The sequence below is a fragment of the Ensifer sp. ENS02 genome, from assembly GCF_014851885.1.
In the GTDB taxonomy this organism is placed as follows: Bacteria; Pseudomonadota; Alphaproteobacteria; order Rhizobiales; family Rhizobiaceae; genus Ensifer; species Ensifer adhaerens.
In genome coordinates, this window is sequence record NZ_JACVAO010000005.1 from 81,073 (window position 1) to 96,633 (window position 15,561).

Here is a 15,561-nt window from a genome sequence, read left to right on the forward strand (position 1 = left end):
TTACCTCCGGTGGCTGAGTTCAGTTGCGCGATGGGTAGACGCCCGAAAGCGCGATGCAGAAGTTGATGACGTTGAAGGGTTGCACATTCGCGTGCGGCTGCCCACCGCCCGCAGGCGCGATGGTCTGGGACGATAAAGGCACCTGAGATCCACCGGGTTGCGCATAGATCGGCAGGGTCGTCGTACCGAAGAGCGACGGCGCACGTTGATCTCCAATGGCCGTCGTTCCATTGCCCTGATGAAGATGCGAGGGGATCTGCTGCGTATTTAATGTCACGGTCTCCACGCCGCCAATCTCCGCCATCGCGGTGGTAGGTTGCCAGCTTGGATCGAGAGAATTGCCGTAGGACACAGGCGTGCGGCCTTGCAAATTTGGAAGCATAAAGTTTGTCGTGCCGTTGCCACCGTAGAAAGTGCCCAGCAGGGAAAACAAGGCCTGATTCTGGGCGATTGCCATCACCTGACCGTTGCAGAGAGCAAAACCCTTCGGCGCAAAACCAAATCCGGTCATCATGATCTGCCCGACATAGACCTCGGTCATCGCTGCCCCTTCCGATAATCTCAACGACTCTAGTTTGCGCCTTCTTCGCACTCTCCCTCATAACGCGTAACTTGGAAAGGGGGGTGTGCGGACTCTTTCTTGTCCAAATTCCCGCAGAAGTCGCACTAGTCAGGGTTGTATGACTCGAATTTTCGTGTCAAGCAGTGGCTGGGGTTGGGAAGGACTGATCGTGGCGATGGACCCGCGTCCATGAAGCGCGCAGTGCGTACAGGGGCAGGACATGTTTCAAGAGATCTTTGGTCGGGCAGGCGCCAGGCGCGGTTACATTGCGCTGTTCTTTTTTTTCCTCACGTTCCTTTTCCTGGTGGCGATGGTGCCTGTGTCTTCGGCGCAGGCTGGTCTTTGCGGAACAACCCAGAACGTGACAGTGCAGTCCGGCGGGACAAGTGTCATCACCTGCTCGGAGTGGGGCTTTATCCAGCCGGCTGTGACCAACCCGTCCCACGGCAGTCTAACCTTCGGTATGCCCACCAATACGAACGCCCTTATTTACACCAACAACGGAGACGGGGCGACCTCTGACAGCTTCGTCGTCTATGATGAAAGCCCCTCATCGCCAGTCACATTTAACGTGACGGTTGCGCCATCGAGCTCACCGTTGACCGTGACGCCGGCAAATATGCCGACACCTGTCATTGGTGCGGCTTACATTCAGACACTCAACACCACCGGCGGCACTGGTCCCTATACTTATGCGCTCAGCGGTGGGACGACGCTGCCACCTGGCCTGACGCTTTCGGCTGCCGGGGTCATATCCGGAACGCCGACCGGCTCGGGCCCCTATAACTTCATAGTACGAGTGACCGATTCCACCACGCCGACGGCGCATACCTACGACAAAAGCTACAATCCGACGATCGCGGCACCCGTGATTGACGTTACCCCGGATAGTCTACCGGACGGCGGAGTAGGGGCCGCCTACAGCGTCCATTTTTCTGCGTCCGGCGGTACGCCGCCGTATACATATACTCTGGACGTAGGCACCTTGCCGACCGGATTAAGCCTTTCAACGAGCGGGCAACTGTCTGGCGCACCAACGACGGCAGGAAGCTTCAACTTCAAGATAAAAATCCAGGATAGCACGACGATCTCGACCGGTGGCGTCCATTTCGTGGCGCAGAATTTTACCACCACCATCAATTCCTTCCCGCCAGTGGCGCTCAGCCCGGCGAGCGGCGCGCTTCCTGCCGCAACGGTTGGCAGCGCCTATTCGCAAGGGATCTCGGCGAGCGGGGGGGCCGGGGCAATCAGTTACGCGGTGACCGCGGGTTCGCTTCCCGCAGGTCTCGCCTTAAACACGACGACGGGCGCAATCAGCGGGACGCCCACCGCTGCCGCGATCGGGACTGCAAACTTTACCGTCACGGCGACGGCGGCGACCTCTGGCTCGGCCACCGCGAACTACTCCATTGCCGTCAGTGCGCCCCCCGTAGTGCTGACGCCGGCAAACAACACCGCCTTGTCAGGGGGAACGGTGGGCGTTGCCTACTCAAACAGCTCGATTTCGGCGACCGGGGGTGTCGGTGCGATCACCTATTCGGTGTCGGCAGGTGCCTTACCGGCAGGGCTCACCATCAATCCCTCGACGGGCGCGATCACCGGAACGCCGCTTCCTGACGCCTATGGTTCCGCGCCTTTCACGGTGACGGCCACGGCTGCGAACGTCGGCACCGATTCCAAGGCCTATTCGATCACCATCGCGGCCCCACCGGTGGTGCTGACGCCGGCGGGTGGGGCCCTTGTCGGTGGCGACGTGAACGTCGTCTACCCGGGTGCGTCGATCTCTGCTAGCGGCGGATTGGGGACGTTCACCTATACGGTGACGGCGGGCTCGCTTCCAGACGGCCTCAGTCTGAGTTCGGCTGGGGCGATTGCCGGTACGCCGACGGCGGCCGGATACGGTACCAAAAATTTCACGATCACAGCGACAGGCTCGACCGCCGGTTCGGCGTCGGCCGCCTACAGCATCGCGATTTCCGCGCCACCGATGACGCTCACGCCCGCGGGCGGCGCGTTGACGGCAGCGACGGCGGGGACGGCTTACTCCGACACGTCGATTGCCGCCGTAAACGGGCTCGGGACGGTAACCTACTCCTTAGCATCGGGCACACTGCCGCCCGGTCTCGGCCTTGCGTCTGCAAGCGGCGCAATCACCGGGACGCCAACGGTTGCGGGAGCCTTCAGCTTCACCATCACGGCCACCGACATGCATAGCCGGACGGCCAGCGAAAGTTACAGCATCAATGTCGTTGCCATCGCTCCTGATGCTCCGACTGGGCCCGCGGCGATGGCGAATGATGCTAGCGCACGTGTGAGTTTCTCTGCGCCTGCCTTTAACGGTGGCAGCTCGATTACAGGCTACACAGTTACAGCGAGCCCAGGCGGCGTAACCGCGACGGGACCGTCAAGCCCGATCGACGTCACTGGCTTGACCAACGGCCTGAGTTACACGTTTACGGTCGCAGCAACCAACCTTGCCGGGACGGGTGTCGCTTCCGGTGCTTCCAACGCCGTGACGCCGAAAGCGCCGCAGACGATAACGTTTGCCAACCCCGGTTCCCAAACTTTTGGTACGACGCCCACCTTGACGGCAACTGCGAGTTCCAGCTTGCCCGTCAGCTTCACCTCCGCGACAGCAGGTGTGTGCACAATCGATCCTGGCGGTAAATTGGCCTTCCAATCCATGGGTACTTGCACAATTCACGCAGATCAAACCGGTGACGCGGCCACTGAGGCTGCGCCACGGGTAAGCCAGAGCTTCATAGTGAATGCGGTTGCTCCGGCGGCACCGACGGGAGTTGTTGCGACGGCTGGCGACAGCCAGGCTATGGTTGCCTTTGTTGCGCCCTCGAGCAACGGCGGGGCGCTGATCTCGCGCTACGTTGTCACATCGAGCCCGGACGGTTTGACGGGAGACGGCACCTCCAGTCCGGTGGTCATCACCGGGCTGACGAACGGCACGAGCTATACGTTCACGGTCGTCGCTGAAAACAACGCCGGTCCTGGCCCTGCGTCGGCCGCCTCCAACGCGGTGACGCCGCGCACGATCCAGACGATCACCTTTGCCAATCCGGGTGCCCAGAACTTCGGCACGACGCCGACCCTGACGGCGAGTTCGGACTCAAGCCTGACAGTGAACTTCACCTCGTCGACGACGGCGGTCTGCACGATCAGTCCCGCTGGACTTCTGACCTTCGTATCGATCGGCACCTGTACCATCAACGCCGACCAGCCCGGCGACAGTACCTATCTGCCGGCAACGCAGGTTAGCCGATCGTTCGTGGTCAACGCGATTGCGCCGGGCGCGCCGACCGGCGTTGTAGCCACGGCCGGCAACGCCTCGGCCGAGGTCTCCTTTGCCGCGCCGGTCAATACTGGTGGTGCGCCGATCACCGGCTACACCGTCACAGCCAGCCCCGGCGGCCTGACCGAGACAGGCCCCGCGAGCCCGCTCACGGTGGCCGGCCTGACGAATGGCACCGGCTACACGTTCACGGTGACGGCTGCCAACAGCACTGGTACGGGGCTCGCGTCCGGCGCCTCCAATTCTGTCACCCCGAAGGGGCCGCAAACGATCATCTTTTCCAATCCCGGACCTCAGAACTATACGACGCCGGTGAACCTGATTGCGAGCGCCAGTTCCGGGCTCCCTGTGGCCTGGCAATCCATGACGCCCAGCGTCTGCGTCGTCACTTCAAGCGGTGCGGCAACCTTCCGCAACGGCGGCACCTGCACCATCGAGGTCTCACAGGCCGGCGACGGCGCCTATCTGGCGGCACCCAGTGTCAGCCAGTCGTTCGCGGTCTCGGCGCCGATCTTTGCCTTTTCACCGGCTGCGGGCTCACTGCCGGTTGCAACCGTGGCGACCGCCTATAGCGTGAGCTTCACGGCCACGGATGGCACATCGCCCTATAGCTTCGCGATCGCGAGTGGCGCCTTGCCGGGCGGGCTTTCGCTGGCGTCGTCGGGCGTTCTTTCGGGCACGCCGAACGAGGACGGTACCTTCACCTTCACGATCGCGGCCACCGATGCCTATGGTGCGACCGGGACCAGCGGCAGCTACAGCCTGATTATTCGGGTGCAAGCGCCGATTGCCGGAGCAACGACGAAGACGGTTGCCGCCAACTCGACGGCGAATGTCATTGCGCCCAATCTTTCCGGTGGCGCTGCGGCTTCCGTAACCGTCACTACCGCGCCATCACACGGCACTGCCACGGTGGCTGGAACGTCGTTCAACTATACGCCCGCCGCGGGTTTCTCCGGTACTGACACCTTCAGCTACACCGCAACGAACGCGACCGGGACATCGGCGCCGGCGACAGTCACGGTGACGGTGTCTCCACCGATCTTCGCCTTTTCGCCCCTTCCGGGACCGCTTCCCGGGGCGACAGTTGCCCAGCCCTACGATCAGACGATTTCGGCGACCAGTGGAACCGGGCCTTACAGCTACGCGATCACCGGTTCGCAGCCGCCTGGCCTGACGCTCGCGGCCAACGGCCGCCTGTCGGGCACACCGACGGTGGACGGCAACTTCAACTTCACGATCGAGGCGACCGACGCGAACGGCGCGACCGGCTCTGTCACCTATAGCTTGGCAGTGGCGGTTGAGGCGCCGTCGGCCGGTGCGGTTGCGCTTACGGTTGCCGCAAACTCGACGGCAAACGTCATCTCGCCCAGCATTTCGGGCGGTGCAGCCGCATCGCTCGCGATCGCAAGCCCGCCGTCGCGCGGCAATGCGTCGGTGTCCGGCTTGCAGATCCTCTATACACCCCAACCCGGCTATTCCGGCACCGACAGCTTCACCTACACGGCGACGAATGCGACTGGCACATCCACGCCGGCAACCGTCACGGTGACGGTCTCGCCGCCGGTGCTCGTCCTTTCTCCGACCGGTGGCACGCTTGCGGCCGCCGTCGCCGGGGTTTCCTATAGCCAGAGCCTGACGGCCAGCGCCGGCACGGCACCCTATCTGTATCAGGTTACATCCGGGATATTGCCGGGCGGGCTGACGCTCGATCCAGTCAGCGGCGCGATCTCCGGGCGACCGGGCGCCGACGGCGACTTCGCCTTCACGGTGACGGCGACGGACGCCAACGGGGCGACGGGGCAGGCGAGCTATCGCATTGCCGTCGTCTCGGCCAACATCGTCTTCAGCCCGGCGGCCGGCAGCCTTCCGGATGCCATGGTCGGTGAGGCCTATTCTGCGCCGATTTCCGCAAGCGGCGGCACCGGCGCCCTGATTTACAGCGTCAAGAGCGGCACTTTGCCAAAGGGCATGGTGCTCAATGTCTCGACCGGCGAACTGACCGGGCCGCTGGCCGCGGATGCGGTGCCCGACACCTACCGCTTCACCATTGGCGTCGTCGACAGCCGTGGCGCCAGCGGTTCGGCGGCCTATACGCTCAAACTCAACCCGCGTGCGGTGACGGCGCCCAGCATCGTCGTCGACGTGCCCGCGGGCACGACACCGAACAACGTCTATCTCAACGCCGGTGCCACCGGCGGTCCGTTCACCAGTGCCGCCGTCGCCTCGGTCTCGCCGCCGATCGCTGGCACAGCCGAAATCATCGAGGGCGAGCTTGCAGCCGCCGGCAGCTTTACGCCGGTCGGCTATTATCTGAAGTTCACGCCCAATCCGTCCTATTCCGGTTCGGCGGTGGTTAGCTACACCTTGAGAAGCGCACTCGGTACGTCGGGTGCTGGAACTGTCACCTACAAGATCGCACTGGACCGTGTCGCAGCCGGGGAAGAGATCGACGGCCTGGTGCGCGATTTCGTGCGCAACCGGCAGAGCCTGCTGTCGTCGACGGTCAAGGTCCCGGGGCTGATCGAGCGGCGACGGGCGGCGATGAGCACCGATCCGGTGACGACGGCGGTCACACCATCGGAGAATGGCGCGCGCCTTGGGTTTTCCAGCAGCCTCACGCAGATCCAGGCGGCGCGCGACGCAGCCGACGCGGCGGCTGCCGGCCAAACCTTCGTGAAGACCGATCAGCCCTTCGACGTCTGGATGGATGGCAGCTTCCTGTTCCACAAGGACAAGGATGACGACAGTGACAAGTGGGGCAACTTCGCCCTGTTTTCGATCGGCGCCGATTACCTGATCAGCGAGCGGGCGCTGGTCGGCCTGTCGTTCCACTACGACTACACGAGCGACCCGACCGACGAGGACGCCGAACTGACCGGCAATGGCTGGCTTGCCGGTCCCTATGCGTCGTTCGAAATCGGACAAGGTGTGTTCCTCGATGCCAACCTGCTCTATGGCGGCTCCTCGAACGACATCGATACCGGTATCTTCACCGGCACCTTTGACACGACCCGCTGGATGGCGGACGTCAAGCTGACCGGCGAGTGGCAGCTCGACGAGATCACGGTGCTCACCCCGAAGCTCAGGGCCGTCTACTTCAACGAAGAGGTCGACGATTACACCGCCAGGAACGCGCTCGGAGAGACGATCGACCTCAAGGGGTTCATCGAGGAGCAAGCCCGCTTCAGCATCGGTCTTGATGTCGAGAGGACGCTGGAACTGGAAAACGGCCTGATCCTGTCGCCGACGGTCGGAGCGGATGTCGGCTTTGCGTCGCTCGATGGCGAAGGCCTGTTTGGTCGGGTCTCGGCCGGGCTCGCGCTCAGCAACAACGACAACTGGGACCTCGACATCTCGCTGCTCTTCAACATCGAGGGCGACGGTTCGCAGGCGGCTGGTGCGAAAGTCGGTGCGCGCGTCCGGTTCTGACGCCCACGAGGTCTATACGGAGGTATCGCGTTGCGATCGACGCGATACCGATAGATGAGACGGCGCTGGACCGATACTTCCGTTCCAGTTCACGAGGCTGCCGGCGGTACACCGGCCATCATTGGCTCTGCGACACCGGTTTGCTTCTAGCGTTTCCGGCAGCCATCTTTCCGCACCTTTAGGGCTCCGCCTTCGCGAACGTTGGAGGCTGCGGAATGCTTGGTGAAATGCTTCAGATGCCGGATTTGAGCTTGCCACTGATGTAGCGGAATTCCTGCGTCTTGCCACCATAACCATAGGCGGCAGCCGCAACCTCGTGGACGAGAACGTAGCTCTCGTGGTGTACCCGTCCGAGCAATTGTTCAAAGCGCCCGAAGATGGCTTCGAGATAAGCAGCCATTTCCTGCTTGGTGTTGGTGCCGTCGACGACCTTGATGTCGAGCCAGAAGCTGTTGATATCCTGTTCGGCAAGCGACTTTCCGCCAGCGAACCAGTGTTCCGGATCCGCATAGGTGACGACGATTGCCGTGATCGTCGGATCCTTGCGCAGGTGCGCTGCCGTCAATTCGCTGACCGAAGCGGCGATCCGTGACGAGAGTGCGGTGTCCGGCTTGCCGCTGACGGTGACGTTGATGATGGGCATTGGGTGGTTCCTTTCGGGTTTCCTGTTTCGTGTGTGAGCCCAATCTGTCACGTCTCTATCTTCGGAAAAATCGAATTGTTTAATATTATAACTTCGATTACATTGAAGTAATGCAAGCCTTCGATCCCGATCTGCTTCGTACTTTTCTTGCTTTCGCTGAGAGCGGCTCTCTTGCGAATGCGGCCACGGCCGTTGGGCGGACGCCTTCGGCTGTGACCGCCCAGATGCAGCGCCTGGAAACGATGATCGGCGAGCCACTTCTCGCGCCCTCAGGCCGGGGGCGAATTCTCACGCCGGCCGGGGAGGAATTGGTCGTTCATGCACGCCGGATTCTCGAAGTTCACCGGGATGCATGGCTGAGCCTCAAGGGTGCCAGCACCGACGGCCGTCTGGCGCTCGGCTGCACCCAGGATTTTGCCGACAGCAATCTGCCGGATCTCTTGCGCCGCTTCGGGCGCACCCACCCGCGTGTGCGGTTGGACTTGAGGGTCGGCAGATCCCGTGAACTGACTTCGGCCTACGATCAGGGGCTGATCGAAGTACTGATCGTCATGCGGGAGGGGCCGACGCCCGACGAACTTGCCATTCTGCGCGAACCGATGCTGTGGCTATCGTCATCGGATGCTCCGCCCACGGCTGACAGCGAGTTGCCGATCGCGGTGCTGGATCCGCCCTGCGGTTTTCGCGCCGCCGCGACGGCAGCCCTCGATGAGACCGGTCGTCGCTACCGCATCGCGGCGACAAGCCCCAGCCTTTCCGGTCTGCGCGCAGCCGTGCGAAGCGGGATTGCCGTTACGCCGCGCACAGCACGCTTCCTCGGAGAAGGGATCGCGGTCGCACCCCCGGCACTTTCGCTCCCGGCATTGCCGAATGCGGAATTCAGCTTGCGGCTGAAGGTAAAAGCCGACAAGCCGGCGTCGAACCTCGCTACACTGCTTGCCGAAGGCTTGGCGGCCGGTTCCGAGCGGTGGTGAAAACGATCACCAGGAAGACTGCGGCGCTGCCGCGCCGATCTACGGGCATTCCGGATCCAAGCACACAGCGCCAAGGCGAATTCCGAAAGCAGCCGCAGCACCGGAAAAACTGTCTAGGATGACGTTCACATCTGCGCGGTCATGCCGCCGTCCACCGTCAAGGTGATGCCATTGACGAAGCTGGCGCCAGGCGAGGCCAGGAACACGGCGGCCGGTGCGATCTCCTCCGGTCGGCCCCAGCGTTTCAAGGGAATTCGGATATCGACGAAGGACTGCAGTGCCGGATCGGAGGCGAGTGCGGCATTGGTCTCGGTTGCAAACCAGCCGGGCGCAATCGCGTTGACCGTCAGCGTCGCCGATCCAAGTTCCACGGCCAGTGAACGGGTGAGGGCATCAAGACCGCCCTTTGCCGCGGTATAGGCGGGGTCGCCGGGCCGCGCGACGGAGGCGGCGATCGAGGTGACGAAGATCAGCCGGGCGGATGAGGAGCGGCGGAAATAAGGAAGTGCTGCCCGCGCCATTGCATAGGCTGCCGTCAGGTCCGTGTTGACGAGGGTGGCAAAGGCGGCGGGATCCATGACGTCGGTGCCGCGCCGGTCGCGCTCGCCGACGGCGTGAATGAGGATGTCGAGTTGGCCGGTCCTGCCGGCGGCGGCAGCGACGATCTTTTCCGCATCCGTCGAAACGTCGCCGGGAACGATGTCGAGTGCGGTGCCTTCCGAGGCAGCCTGGGTACGGGCCGTTTCGAGTGCGGCGGAACTGCGACCGTTGATCGCGACGGCTGCTCCTGCCCGTGCGAGCGCCTTTGCCATTTCAAAGCCGAGACCGCGGCCGCCACCCGTTACCAATGCCGTCATTCCGCTGAGGTCGAACATGTCGGTCTCCGATGCATTCCGCCGATTCCGGGCTGACGCTACACCAAATCCCGGCAGGAGAGCTTTAGCGCCTGTCATTGCAGCCGCCAATGGCGCAAGCGCACGGACCGCAGGGCCGTCCTGAAGCGGTTACCGTAAAGCGCTTGTTCCGTCCGGCCCGGCTGTCTAGTTCGTCGAATGCAATGGCGCCCGATCCGGGGCGCGCAGGAAGAGAGAGGGTGCAAGATGACAGTCTCCAACGCCGTGCGCCGGTCGGCTGAAGCCGGTCTGAAACGGGACGACCTGCTCGTCTCTACTCGTTCTTCTGGCGGCAGGGATGGGATATCCCGCCGCAACAGGATTGCATTTTCATGTTTCTACTCGAACAAGCGGCCTATCCGGCTGCTCACGCCCTCTTAAAAGACTTTTCTTCCACCCACGTAGCCATTGCTGCCGTACTCGACGGCACCATAGACGGTGAAGTCTGGGTCGATCGTCCAGTCGAACCACGCGTCGCGCTGCTCGCCAATGGCGATGCCTATTATCTCGCGGGCCTGCCCGACGAGGCGGGCGATAGCTTTGCCGACCTGAAGGAACTGATCCCCGACTGGGCCTATTTCTTCGTCGAAGACCGCTGGTCCGATCGTCTCGGCGATATCTGGTCCAATGGCTTCGCCCGGCCGCATCCGCGCGTCAGAATGGGTTTGCCGGGAGCAAGTCATGGTCTTGCTGCGACGATGTTGCCTGACGGCTTCCGTCTCGTGCCGATCGACCAGCGCCTGCTGGATCTGGAACCCGGCAATATCGAGACGGTAACCGATCTCATGGAAGGCTGAGCTTCTCCCGAACTCTTCGTGGAAAACGCCATCGGCTTCTGTGTGCTTTACGACGGATCCGTCGTCAGCCATTGCGCAACCGACAGCGTCAGCGGTACTCGTTGCGAAGTGGGCGTCGGGACCGAGCCTGCCTACCGGCGCCTTGGGCTTGGCAAAGCGGTAGCGGCTGTGACGATCGCCGAGTGCATCAAGCGCGGACGTCCCGATATCGAGTGGCATACGCACGCCTCGAACAAGGGATCGATCGCGATTGCCAGGAGCATCGGCCTCATCGAACGCGACCGGCACCTTGCCTATAGCGGTAACCTACCGGCAGAGAACGTCGGCGATCTCGATCTCGCCACTTGCCGGGAATGGGGGCTGCATTTGGAGCGGGCAAGCGATCACATCAACTGGTATCGCTTCCACGCAACCGGAGCCTGGATGCTTGCCGGCGACCGCACTCGGGCGCTTGCCAATCTCCGCCAGCTTGTTGATGGCGGTTGGGAAGGCGAGGCCGACTGGCTCGAAGGCTACTGGGCCGTGCAGTCGCTCGTCGACGATCCCGAATTCAAGGCGATCGTGGCGAAGCAGCGCGCGATAAGAGAAGAGTAAGAAAAGAGGATCCGGCCGCGCCCTTGGGGCGCGGCCGGATCTCAAATTGGGCTGTTCCGCCCGCCTTCACGCGTCACTTCATCGTATAGACGTCGATAGTGAAGTACTTGTCGTTGATCTTCTTGTAGGTGCCCTCGGCGCGGATTTCGTCCAGCGCCTTGTTCAGCCGTTCGCGCAGGTCGTTGTCCTCCTGGCGCACAGCAATGCCGACACCTTCGCCGACGAATTTCTTGTCGGTGATCGGCTCGCCGATCAGTTCGCAACATGCCTTTCCGTCGGCATTCTTCGTCACCCAGTCGAGCAGCGGCAGCATGTCGCCAACCTGAAGGTCGAGGCGGCCATTGACCATGTCGAGGTTCGCCTCGTCCTGGGTCGGGTAGAGCTTGATCTCCGCATCGGGGTATGTGGCGGTGATGTATTCGGCCTGGGTCGTGCCTGACTGTGCGCCGATCACCTTGCCCTTGAGCGCCTCATTGGTGAACTCGGTAAAGCCTGCACCCTTCGGGGCCGCATGCGTCATGGCTGCGAGGTAGTAGGGATTGGTGAAGGCGACCTGCTTCTTGCGTTCCTCGGTGATGAACATCGAAGCGATGATCAGGTCGTATTTCTTGGCGACCAAACCGGGAATGATGCCGTCCCAGTCCTGGGCGACGACTTCGCATTCGACCTTCATGCGCTCGCAAAGTGCTAATCCGATGTCGACGTCGAAGCCGCCGATCTTGCCGGCGGGGTCGATGAAGTTGAAGGGAGGGTAGGCTCCTTCCGTGCCGATCTTGATCTTTTCGGCGGCCTGGGCCGAAACGGCCGTTGCCGCCATGATGGCGAGCACTGCTGCTGCAATCCGCTTCTTCATTCGCGTTCCCCTTGTTGCGCATCATTCTTGATGCTTCCGGGGAAGACTAAGTCGCGCTTGTCTATAAGCGAAATAGATAGGCGCGATAATCGGTATTGTTTTGGTTGATCTGTCTGGCGGCCAGGTCCTACTTGTAGCGACCGTGGCGCTGCAGCACTTCGACCTTGTAACCGTCGGGGTCGACCACGAAGAAAAACCGGGCAAGCAGCGCGCCGTCTCGGTTGAAGTCGACGATCTTTCCCGGGTTGAGGCCGGCTTCCGTGAGCCGCTGATGTTCGGCGTCGAGGTCGTCGACCGACAACGCCAGATGACCATAGCCATCACCGATCGCATAGGGCTCGGTCCGGTCCTTGTTGACCGTCAGCTCCAGCTCGAATTCGCTTTCCCCGTTGCTGAGGTAGATCAGCACGAAGGTTTCGAACTCCAGCCGCTCAGCGATTTCGAGCCCGAAGGCCACACGATAAAAATCGATCGATCGCTTCTCCTCGAGAACGCGGATCATCGAATGGATCGCTTTGGCCACGGACATCTCCTTCAAGCTTGGACCTCGGCGGCGTAGCAGAGTGTCGCCGATGAGGGAACCCCGCCGGGCGGGAGATCAGGCTTTTGCGTTTCGCTTCTTCAACTGCTGTTCGCGGAAGAAGATGAAGAGGCCCGAGGCGACGATCAATCCTGCGCCGACGAGCACGGTCGGGCGAGGGGTGTCGCCAAAAAAGAACCAGCCGAAGACGACGGCCCAGAAGAGCAGCGTGTATTGCAGCGGGACGACGGTGGCGGCATCGGCGAGCTTGAGCGACCGATTGACGAGGATATGCGCAAGCATCGCGACGATGCCGAGCGCGCCGAGCTGCAATAGCGCTTCGCCATCGACCGGCGCCCAGCCGGAGGGATTGGCGGCAACGCCGACGAGCGAGAAGATGAGCGCGCCGACGATCTGCCAGAAGACCAGCGTCGTGTCAGGCGTGGAGCGGAGCGTGCGACCGAGCATGAGGGCAAAGGCGAAGGCGGTGCTGCCGGCAAGCGCAATCAAGGCCGGAAGGCCGAGGCTTTCCTTGGAGGGCTCGAGCGCGATCAAGACGCCGGCAAAGCCGATGAGGATCGCCGTCCAGCGCCGCCAGCCAACCTTTTCGCCAAGCAGGAACGGCGAGGCCGCCGCCACATAGATCGGCGCGGCCAGCCAGTAGGTCATGGTATCGGCGAGCGGCATGTAGGCGACCGCGAAATAAAAGGCGGAAGCGTCGATGGCAAAGAGCAGCGAGCGAAGGGCCTGGAGGCCGGGCCGTTCGACCTGGAACATAGAGCGCAGGCCGCGCCTGAAAATGAAGGGCGACAGGAACAGAAGTGCCGCAACGCTTCGGATCACCATCAACTGGCTGACCGAGTAGGTCGCCACCAGCCATTTGCCCATAACGTCGTTTAGCGAAAACATCAGCATGCCCAAGAGCATGATGAGCACGCCGGTACGAGCGGCGTTCGGGGCGGTTATGGGAGCGGTGATCACGGTCATGTAAGTGCCTTCGATAAGTTGCCCACGCCATGCCACATTCATCGCGGCCGATCCATTGCCGAGTGCATATGGAACCATAAGTTTTGCGAATGAATCGGTGGCGACGCTTGGCGCGGCAGCCGAACTAAGACAGGGCTTGGTAACAACCGTTTGGCGATCCACCAGCAAAGCGAGTGGCGGCCCCCTTGACGTTCCGCCCGACACTGCTAATTAGTCAAGCGTGCCCGCCGTCCAGACATCGGATCGCGGGTCGAACACTGGTGCCGGGCCCCTCTGGCGAGAGTTTTTACGGCGCTCTCGTGATGTCGGTACCGCCAGCAAATTAGCCGGCGGATTAGCTCTCATGAAAACTGATCTCATGCCTCACGCATGTGCCCCTTTGGCCGTGCGCATTTCTGTTTTGAAACCCCATCTTTTCACCGAATCCGGCGTCGTCCGCGCGAAGGAGGCACGTCGATGAACCAGCCTCAATCGCATTCGAGCGCGCTCGGCTATTTCACCTGGGCCTTCATCGTCACGGTGGTCGGCCTTGTGCTCGGCGCCTGGCTCGGCTGGCAGTCGACCGGCACCATCGGTGGCATGGCCTCCGTCTTCTTCATCTGCACCGTGCTTGCGGTGCTTGAAATCTCGCTGTCGTTCGATAACGCCATCGTCAATGCCAACAAGCTCAAGGACATGACGCCCGAGTGGCAGCATCGCTTTTTGACCTGGGGCATCATCATCGCCGTCTTCGGCATGCGTATTGTCTTTCCGCTCCTGATCGTCGTCATCGCGGCGAAGATCGGCCCGATCGAAGCGATCGTTCTGGCGGCAAGCAAGCCTGAGGAATATGCGCGCATCATGAACGACGCGCATCTGCCGATAGCGGCCTTCGGCGGCACCTTCCTGATGATGGTGGGCCTGACCTACTTCTTCGACCATGAAAAGGACGTGCACTGGATCAAGTGGATCGAAACCAAGATGGCGCGCTTTGCGACCATCAAGGGTATCGAGATTGCGTTCGTTCTCGCCCTCATTCTCAGCTTTTCGACGCTGCTCGAACCGGCAGAGGTCCACACATTCGTGTATTCGGCGATCTACGGCCTCTTGACGTTCCTCGTGGTTGAGGTGGTCGGCGGTCTGCTTGATGCCTCGCAGCAGACCATGAATGCGGCGGCAAAGGGCGGTTTCGGCGCCTTCCTCTACCTCGAAGTTCTCGATGCCAGCTTCTCGTTTGACGGCGTCATCGGCGCCTTTGCGTTGACGCAGAACCTCTTCGTCATTGCGATTGGCCTCGGCATCGGCGCCATGTATGTGCGCTCGATGACGATCATGCTGGTTGAGAAGGGAACGCTCAACGAGTATCGTTACCTCGAGCACGGCGCGTTCTACGCGATCCTGGTCCTGTCGGTGGTCATGTACTTTCAGACGCTGGTCCACATTCCGGAAGTCATCACCGGCCTTGGAGGTGCCGCGCTCATCGGTATCTCGCTCTGGTCGTCCATTCGCCACAATAGGCGCGAACGCGAAATGGAAGAGGTGCAAACGCGGGATTCGCAGGAGCAACTGCGAGCCTGATCGGATCTCTTGACTTGATAATGAGCCCGGCGGGCATGTCCGCCGGGCCTATTCTTTATCGAGAGCAACTTCTCGAGGGGGATCGGTGGTTTTGCTTTGAAATGGCAAAATGACGGCTGGCACAGGACCAAGAAAAGCGTCATCCAACAAAAAGGCCGGGTTAAACCCGACCTTTCCTGATCGCACCATGCCGATGCCAGTACATCCGTGGTCAACGGCAAAGGGTACCTGTGCTCTCAATTCAGCCGTCGATCGCAATTTAAGCAAATCGGAAATCCTGATCGCCGTCCCAGTATGCCGCCTAATCCTGCCGTCTCCCCACGAAGGCCATCTGAAGCGGTGCGCGGGTTCTACGCCTGGCCGGCCCAAGGTTAAATAAAAGCACCGTAGATCAATCTGCCGGATCGAGCCCGTACAAAGCGTGCTGTGTCCTTCCAAGGTCAGC

Annotated in this window: 10 protein-coding genes and 1 pseudogene; 5 read left to right on the plus strand and 6 right to left on the minus strand. The window is 61.8% G+C overall.

Annotated elements, in window-relative coordinates; genetic code table 11:
- Positions 1–19: 19 nt before the first annotated feature.
- Positions 20–541: a tail fiber protein gene (locus tag IB262_RS12105; protein ID WP_060643771.1), complete on the minus strand. Its 522-nt coding sequence runs from the start codon at positions 539–541 to the stop codon at positions 20–22.
- A gap of 241 nt (positions 542–782) precedes the next feature.
- On the opposite strand from IB262_RS12105, the gene IB262_RS12110 reads away from it, so the two are divergent.
- Positions 783–7,298, plus strand: a complete 6,516-nt coding sequence (locus tag IB262_RS12110; protein ID WP_192493597.1) for a putative Ig domain-containing protein — start codon at positions 783–785, stop codon at positions 7,296–7,298.
- 232 nt (positions 7,299–7,530) lie between these two features.
- Here the strand turns inward: IB262_RS12110 and IB262_RS12115 are convergent, their stop codons facing one another.
- Positions 7,531–7,941: a 4-oxalocrotonate tautomerase family protein gene (locus IB262_RS12115; RefSeq protein ID WP_060610274.1), complete on the minus strand. Its 411-nt coding sequence runs from the start codon at positions 7,939–7,941 to the stop codon at positions 7,531–7,533.
- A gap of 110 nt (positions 7,942–8,051) precedes the next feature.
- On the opposite strand from IB262_RS12115, the gene IB262_RS12120 reads away from it, so the two are divergent.
- Positions 8,052–8,915 (plus strand): LysR substrate-binding domain-containing protein, encoded by an 864-nt coding sequence (locus IB262_RS12120; RefSeq protein ID WP_192493598.1) that lies wholly within the window; start codon positions 8,052–8,054, stop codon positions 8,913–8,915.
- Between the two features lie 125 nt (positions 8,916–9,040).
- Here the strand turns inward: IB262_RS12120 and IB262_RS12125 are convergent, their stop codons facing one another.
- The gene (locus tag IB262_RS12125; protein ID WP_127890610.1) at positions 9,041–9,790 is read right to left on the minus strand and encodes an SDR family oxidoreductase; all 750 of its coding nucleotides are present in this window, start codon (positions 9,788–9,790) and stop codon (positions 9,041–9,043) included.
- Between the two features lie 350 nt (positions 9,791–10,140).
- Here IB262_RS12125 and IB262_RS12130 point away from each other — a divergent pair, with 350 nt between their 5' ends.
- Positions 10,141–10,605, plus strand: a complete 465-nt coding sequence (locus IB262_RS12130; RefSeq protein ID WP_113136156.1) for a hypothetical protein — start codon at positions 10,141–10,143, stop codon at positions 10,603–10,605.
- Positions 10,606–10,620: 15 nt separating this feature from the next.
- Positions 10,621–11,199: pseudogene (locus tag IB262_RS12135) on the plus strand (GNAT family N-acetyltransferase); the annotation flags it as partial.
- Positions 11,200–11,272: 73 nt separating this feature from the next.
- Here IB262_RS12135 and IB262_RS12140 read toward each other — a convergent pair.
- The 3 genes from IB262_RS12140 to IB262_RS12150 form a co-directional block, all read right to left on the minus strand.
- Positions 11,273–12,052, minus strand: a complete 780-nt coding sequence (locus tag IB262_RS12140; RefSeq protein ID WP_192493600.1) for an ABC transporter substrate-binding protein — start codon at positions 12,050–12,052, stop codon at positions 11,273–11,275.
- Positions 12,053–12,179: 127 nt separating this feature from the next.
- On the minus strand, positions 12,180–12,575 hold the full coding sequence (locus IB262_RS12145; RefSeq protein ID WP_192493601.1) for a VOC family protein: 396 nt from the start codon (positions 12,573–12,575) through the stop codon (positions 12,180–12,182).
- A gap of 75 nt (positions 12,576–12,650) precedes the next feature.
- A complete protein-coding gene (locus IB262_RS12150) occupies positions 12,651–13,559 on the minus strand; it encodes a DMT family transporter (protein WP_192493602.1) in 909 nt (302 codons plus the stop codon).
- Between the two features lie 456 nt (positions 13,560–14,015).
- Here IB262_RS12150 and IB262_RS12155 point away from each other — a divergent pair, with 456 nt between their 5' ends.
- On the plus strand, positions 14,016–15,116 hold the full coding sequence (locus tag IB262_RS12155) for a DUF475 domain-containing protein (RefSeq protein WP_034800249.1): 1,101 nt from the start codon (positions 14,016–14,018) through the stop codon (positions 15,114–15,116).
- The last annotated feature ends 445 nt before the right edge of the window (positions 15,117–15,561 follow it).

Coding starts and splice junctions, on each gene's coding strand:
- IB262_RS12105 (WP_060643771.1), bottom strand. CDS start 541: ATGACCGAGGTCTATGTCGGGCAGATCATGATGACCGGATTTGGTTTT.
- IB262_RS12110 (WP_192493597.1), top strand. CDS start 783: ATGTTTCAAGAGATCTTTGGTCGGGCAGGCGCCAGGCGCGGTTACATT.
- IB262_RS12115 (WP_060610274.1), bottom strand. CDS start 7,941: ATGCCCATCATCAACGTCACCGTCAGCGGCAAGCCGGACACCGCACTC.
- IB262_RS12120 (WP_192493598.1), top strand. CDS start 8,052: ATGCAAGCCTTCGATCCCGATCTGCTTCGTACTTTTCTTGCTTTCGCT.
- IB262_RS12125 (WP_127890610.1), bottom strand. CDS start 9,790: ATGTTCGACCTCAGCGGAATGACGGCATTGGTAACGGGTGGCGGCCGC.
- IB262_RS12130 (WP_113136156.1), top strand. CDS start 10,141: ATGTTTCTACTCGAACAAGCGGCCTATCCGGCTGCTCACGCCCTCTTA.
- IB262_RS12140 (WP_192493600.1), bottom strand. CDS start 12,052: ATGAAGAAGCGGATTGCAGCAGCAGTGCTCGCCATCATGGCGGCAACG.
- IB262_RS12150 (WP_192493602.1), bottom strand. CDS start 13,559: ATGACCGTGATCACCGCTCCCATAACCGCCCCGAACGCCGCTCGTACC.
- IB262_RS12155 (WP_034800249.1), top strand. CDS start 14,016: ATGAACCAGCCTCAATCGCATTCGAGCGCGCTCGGCTATTTCACCTGG.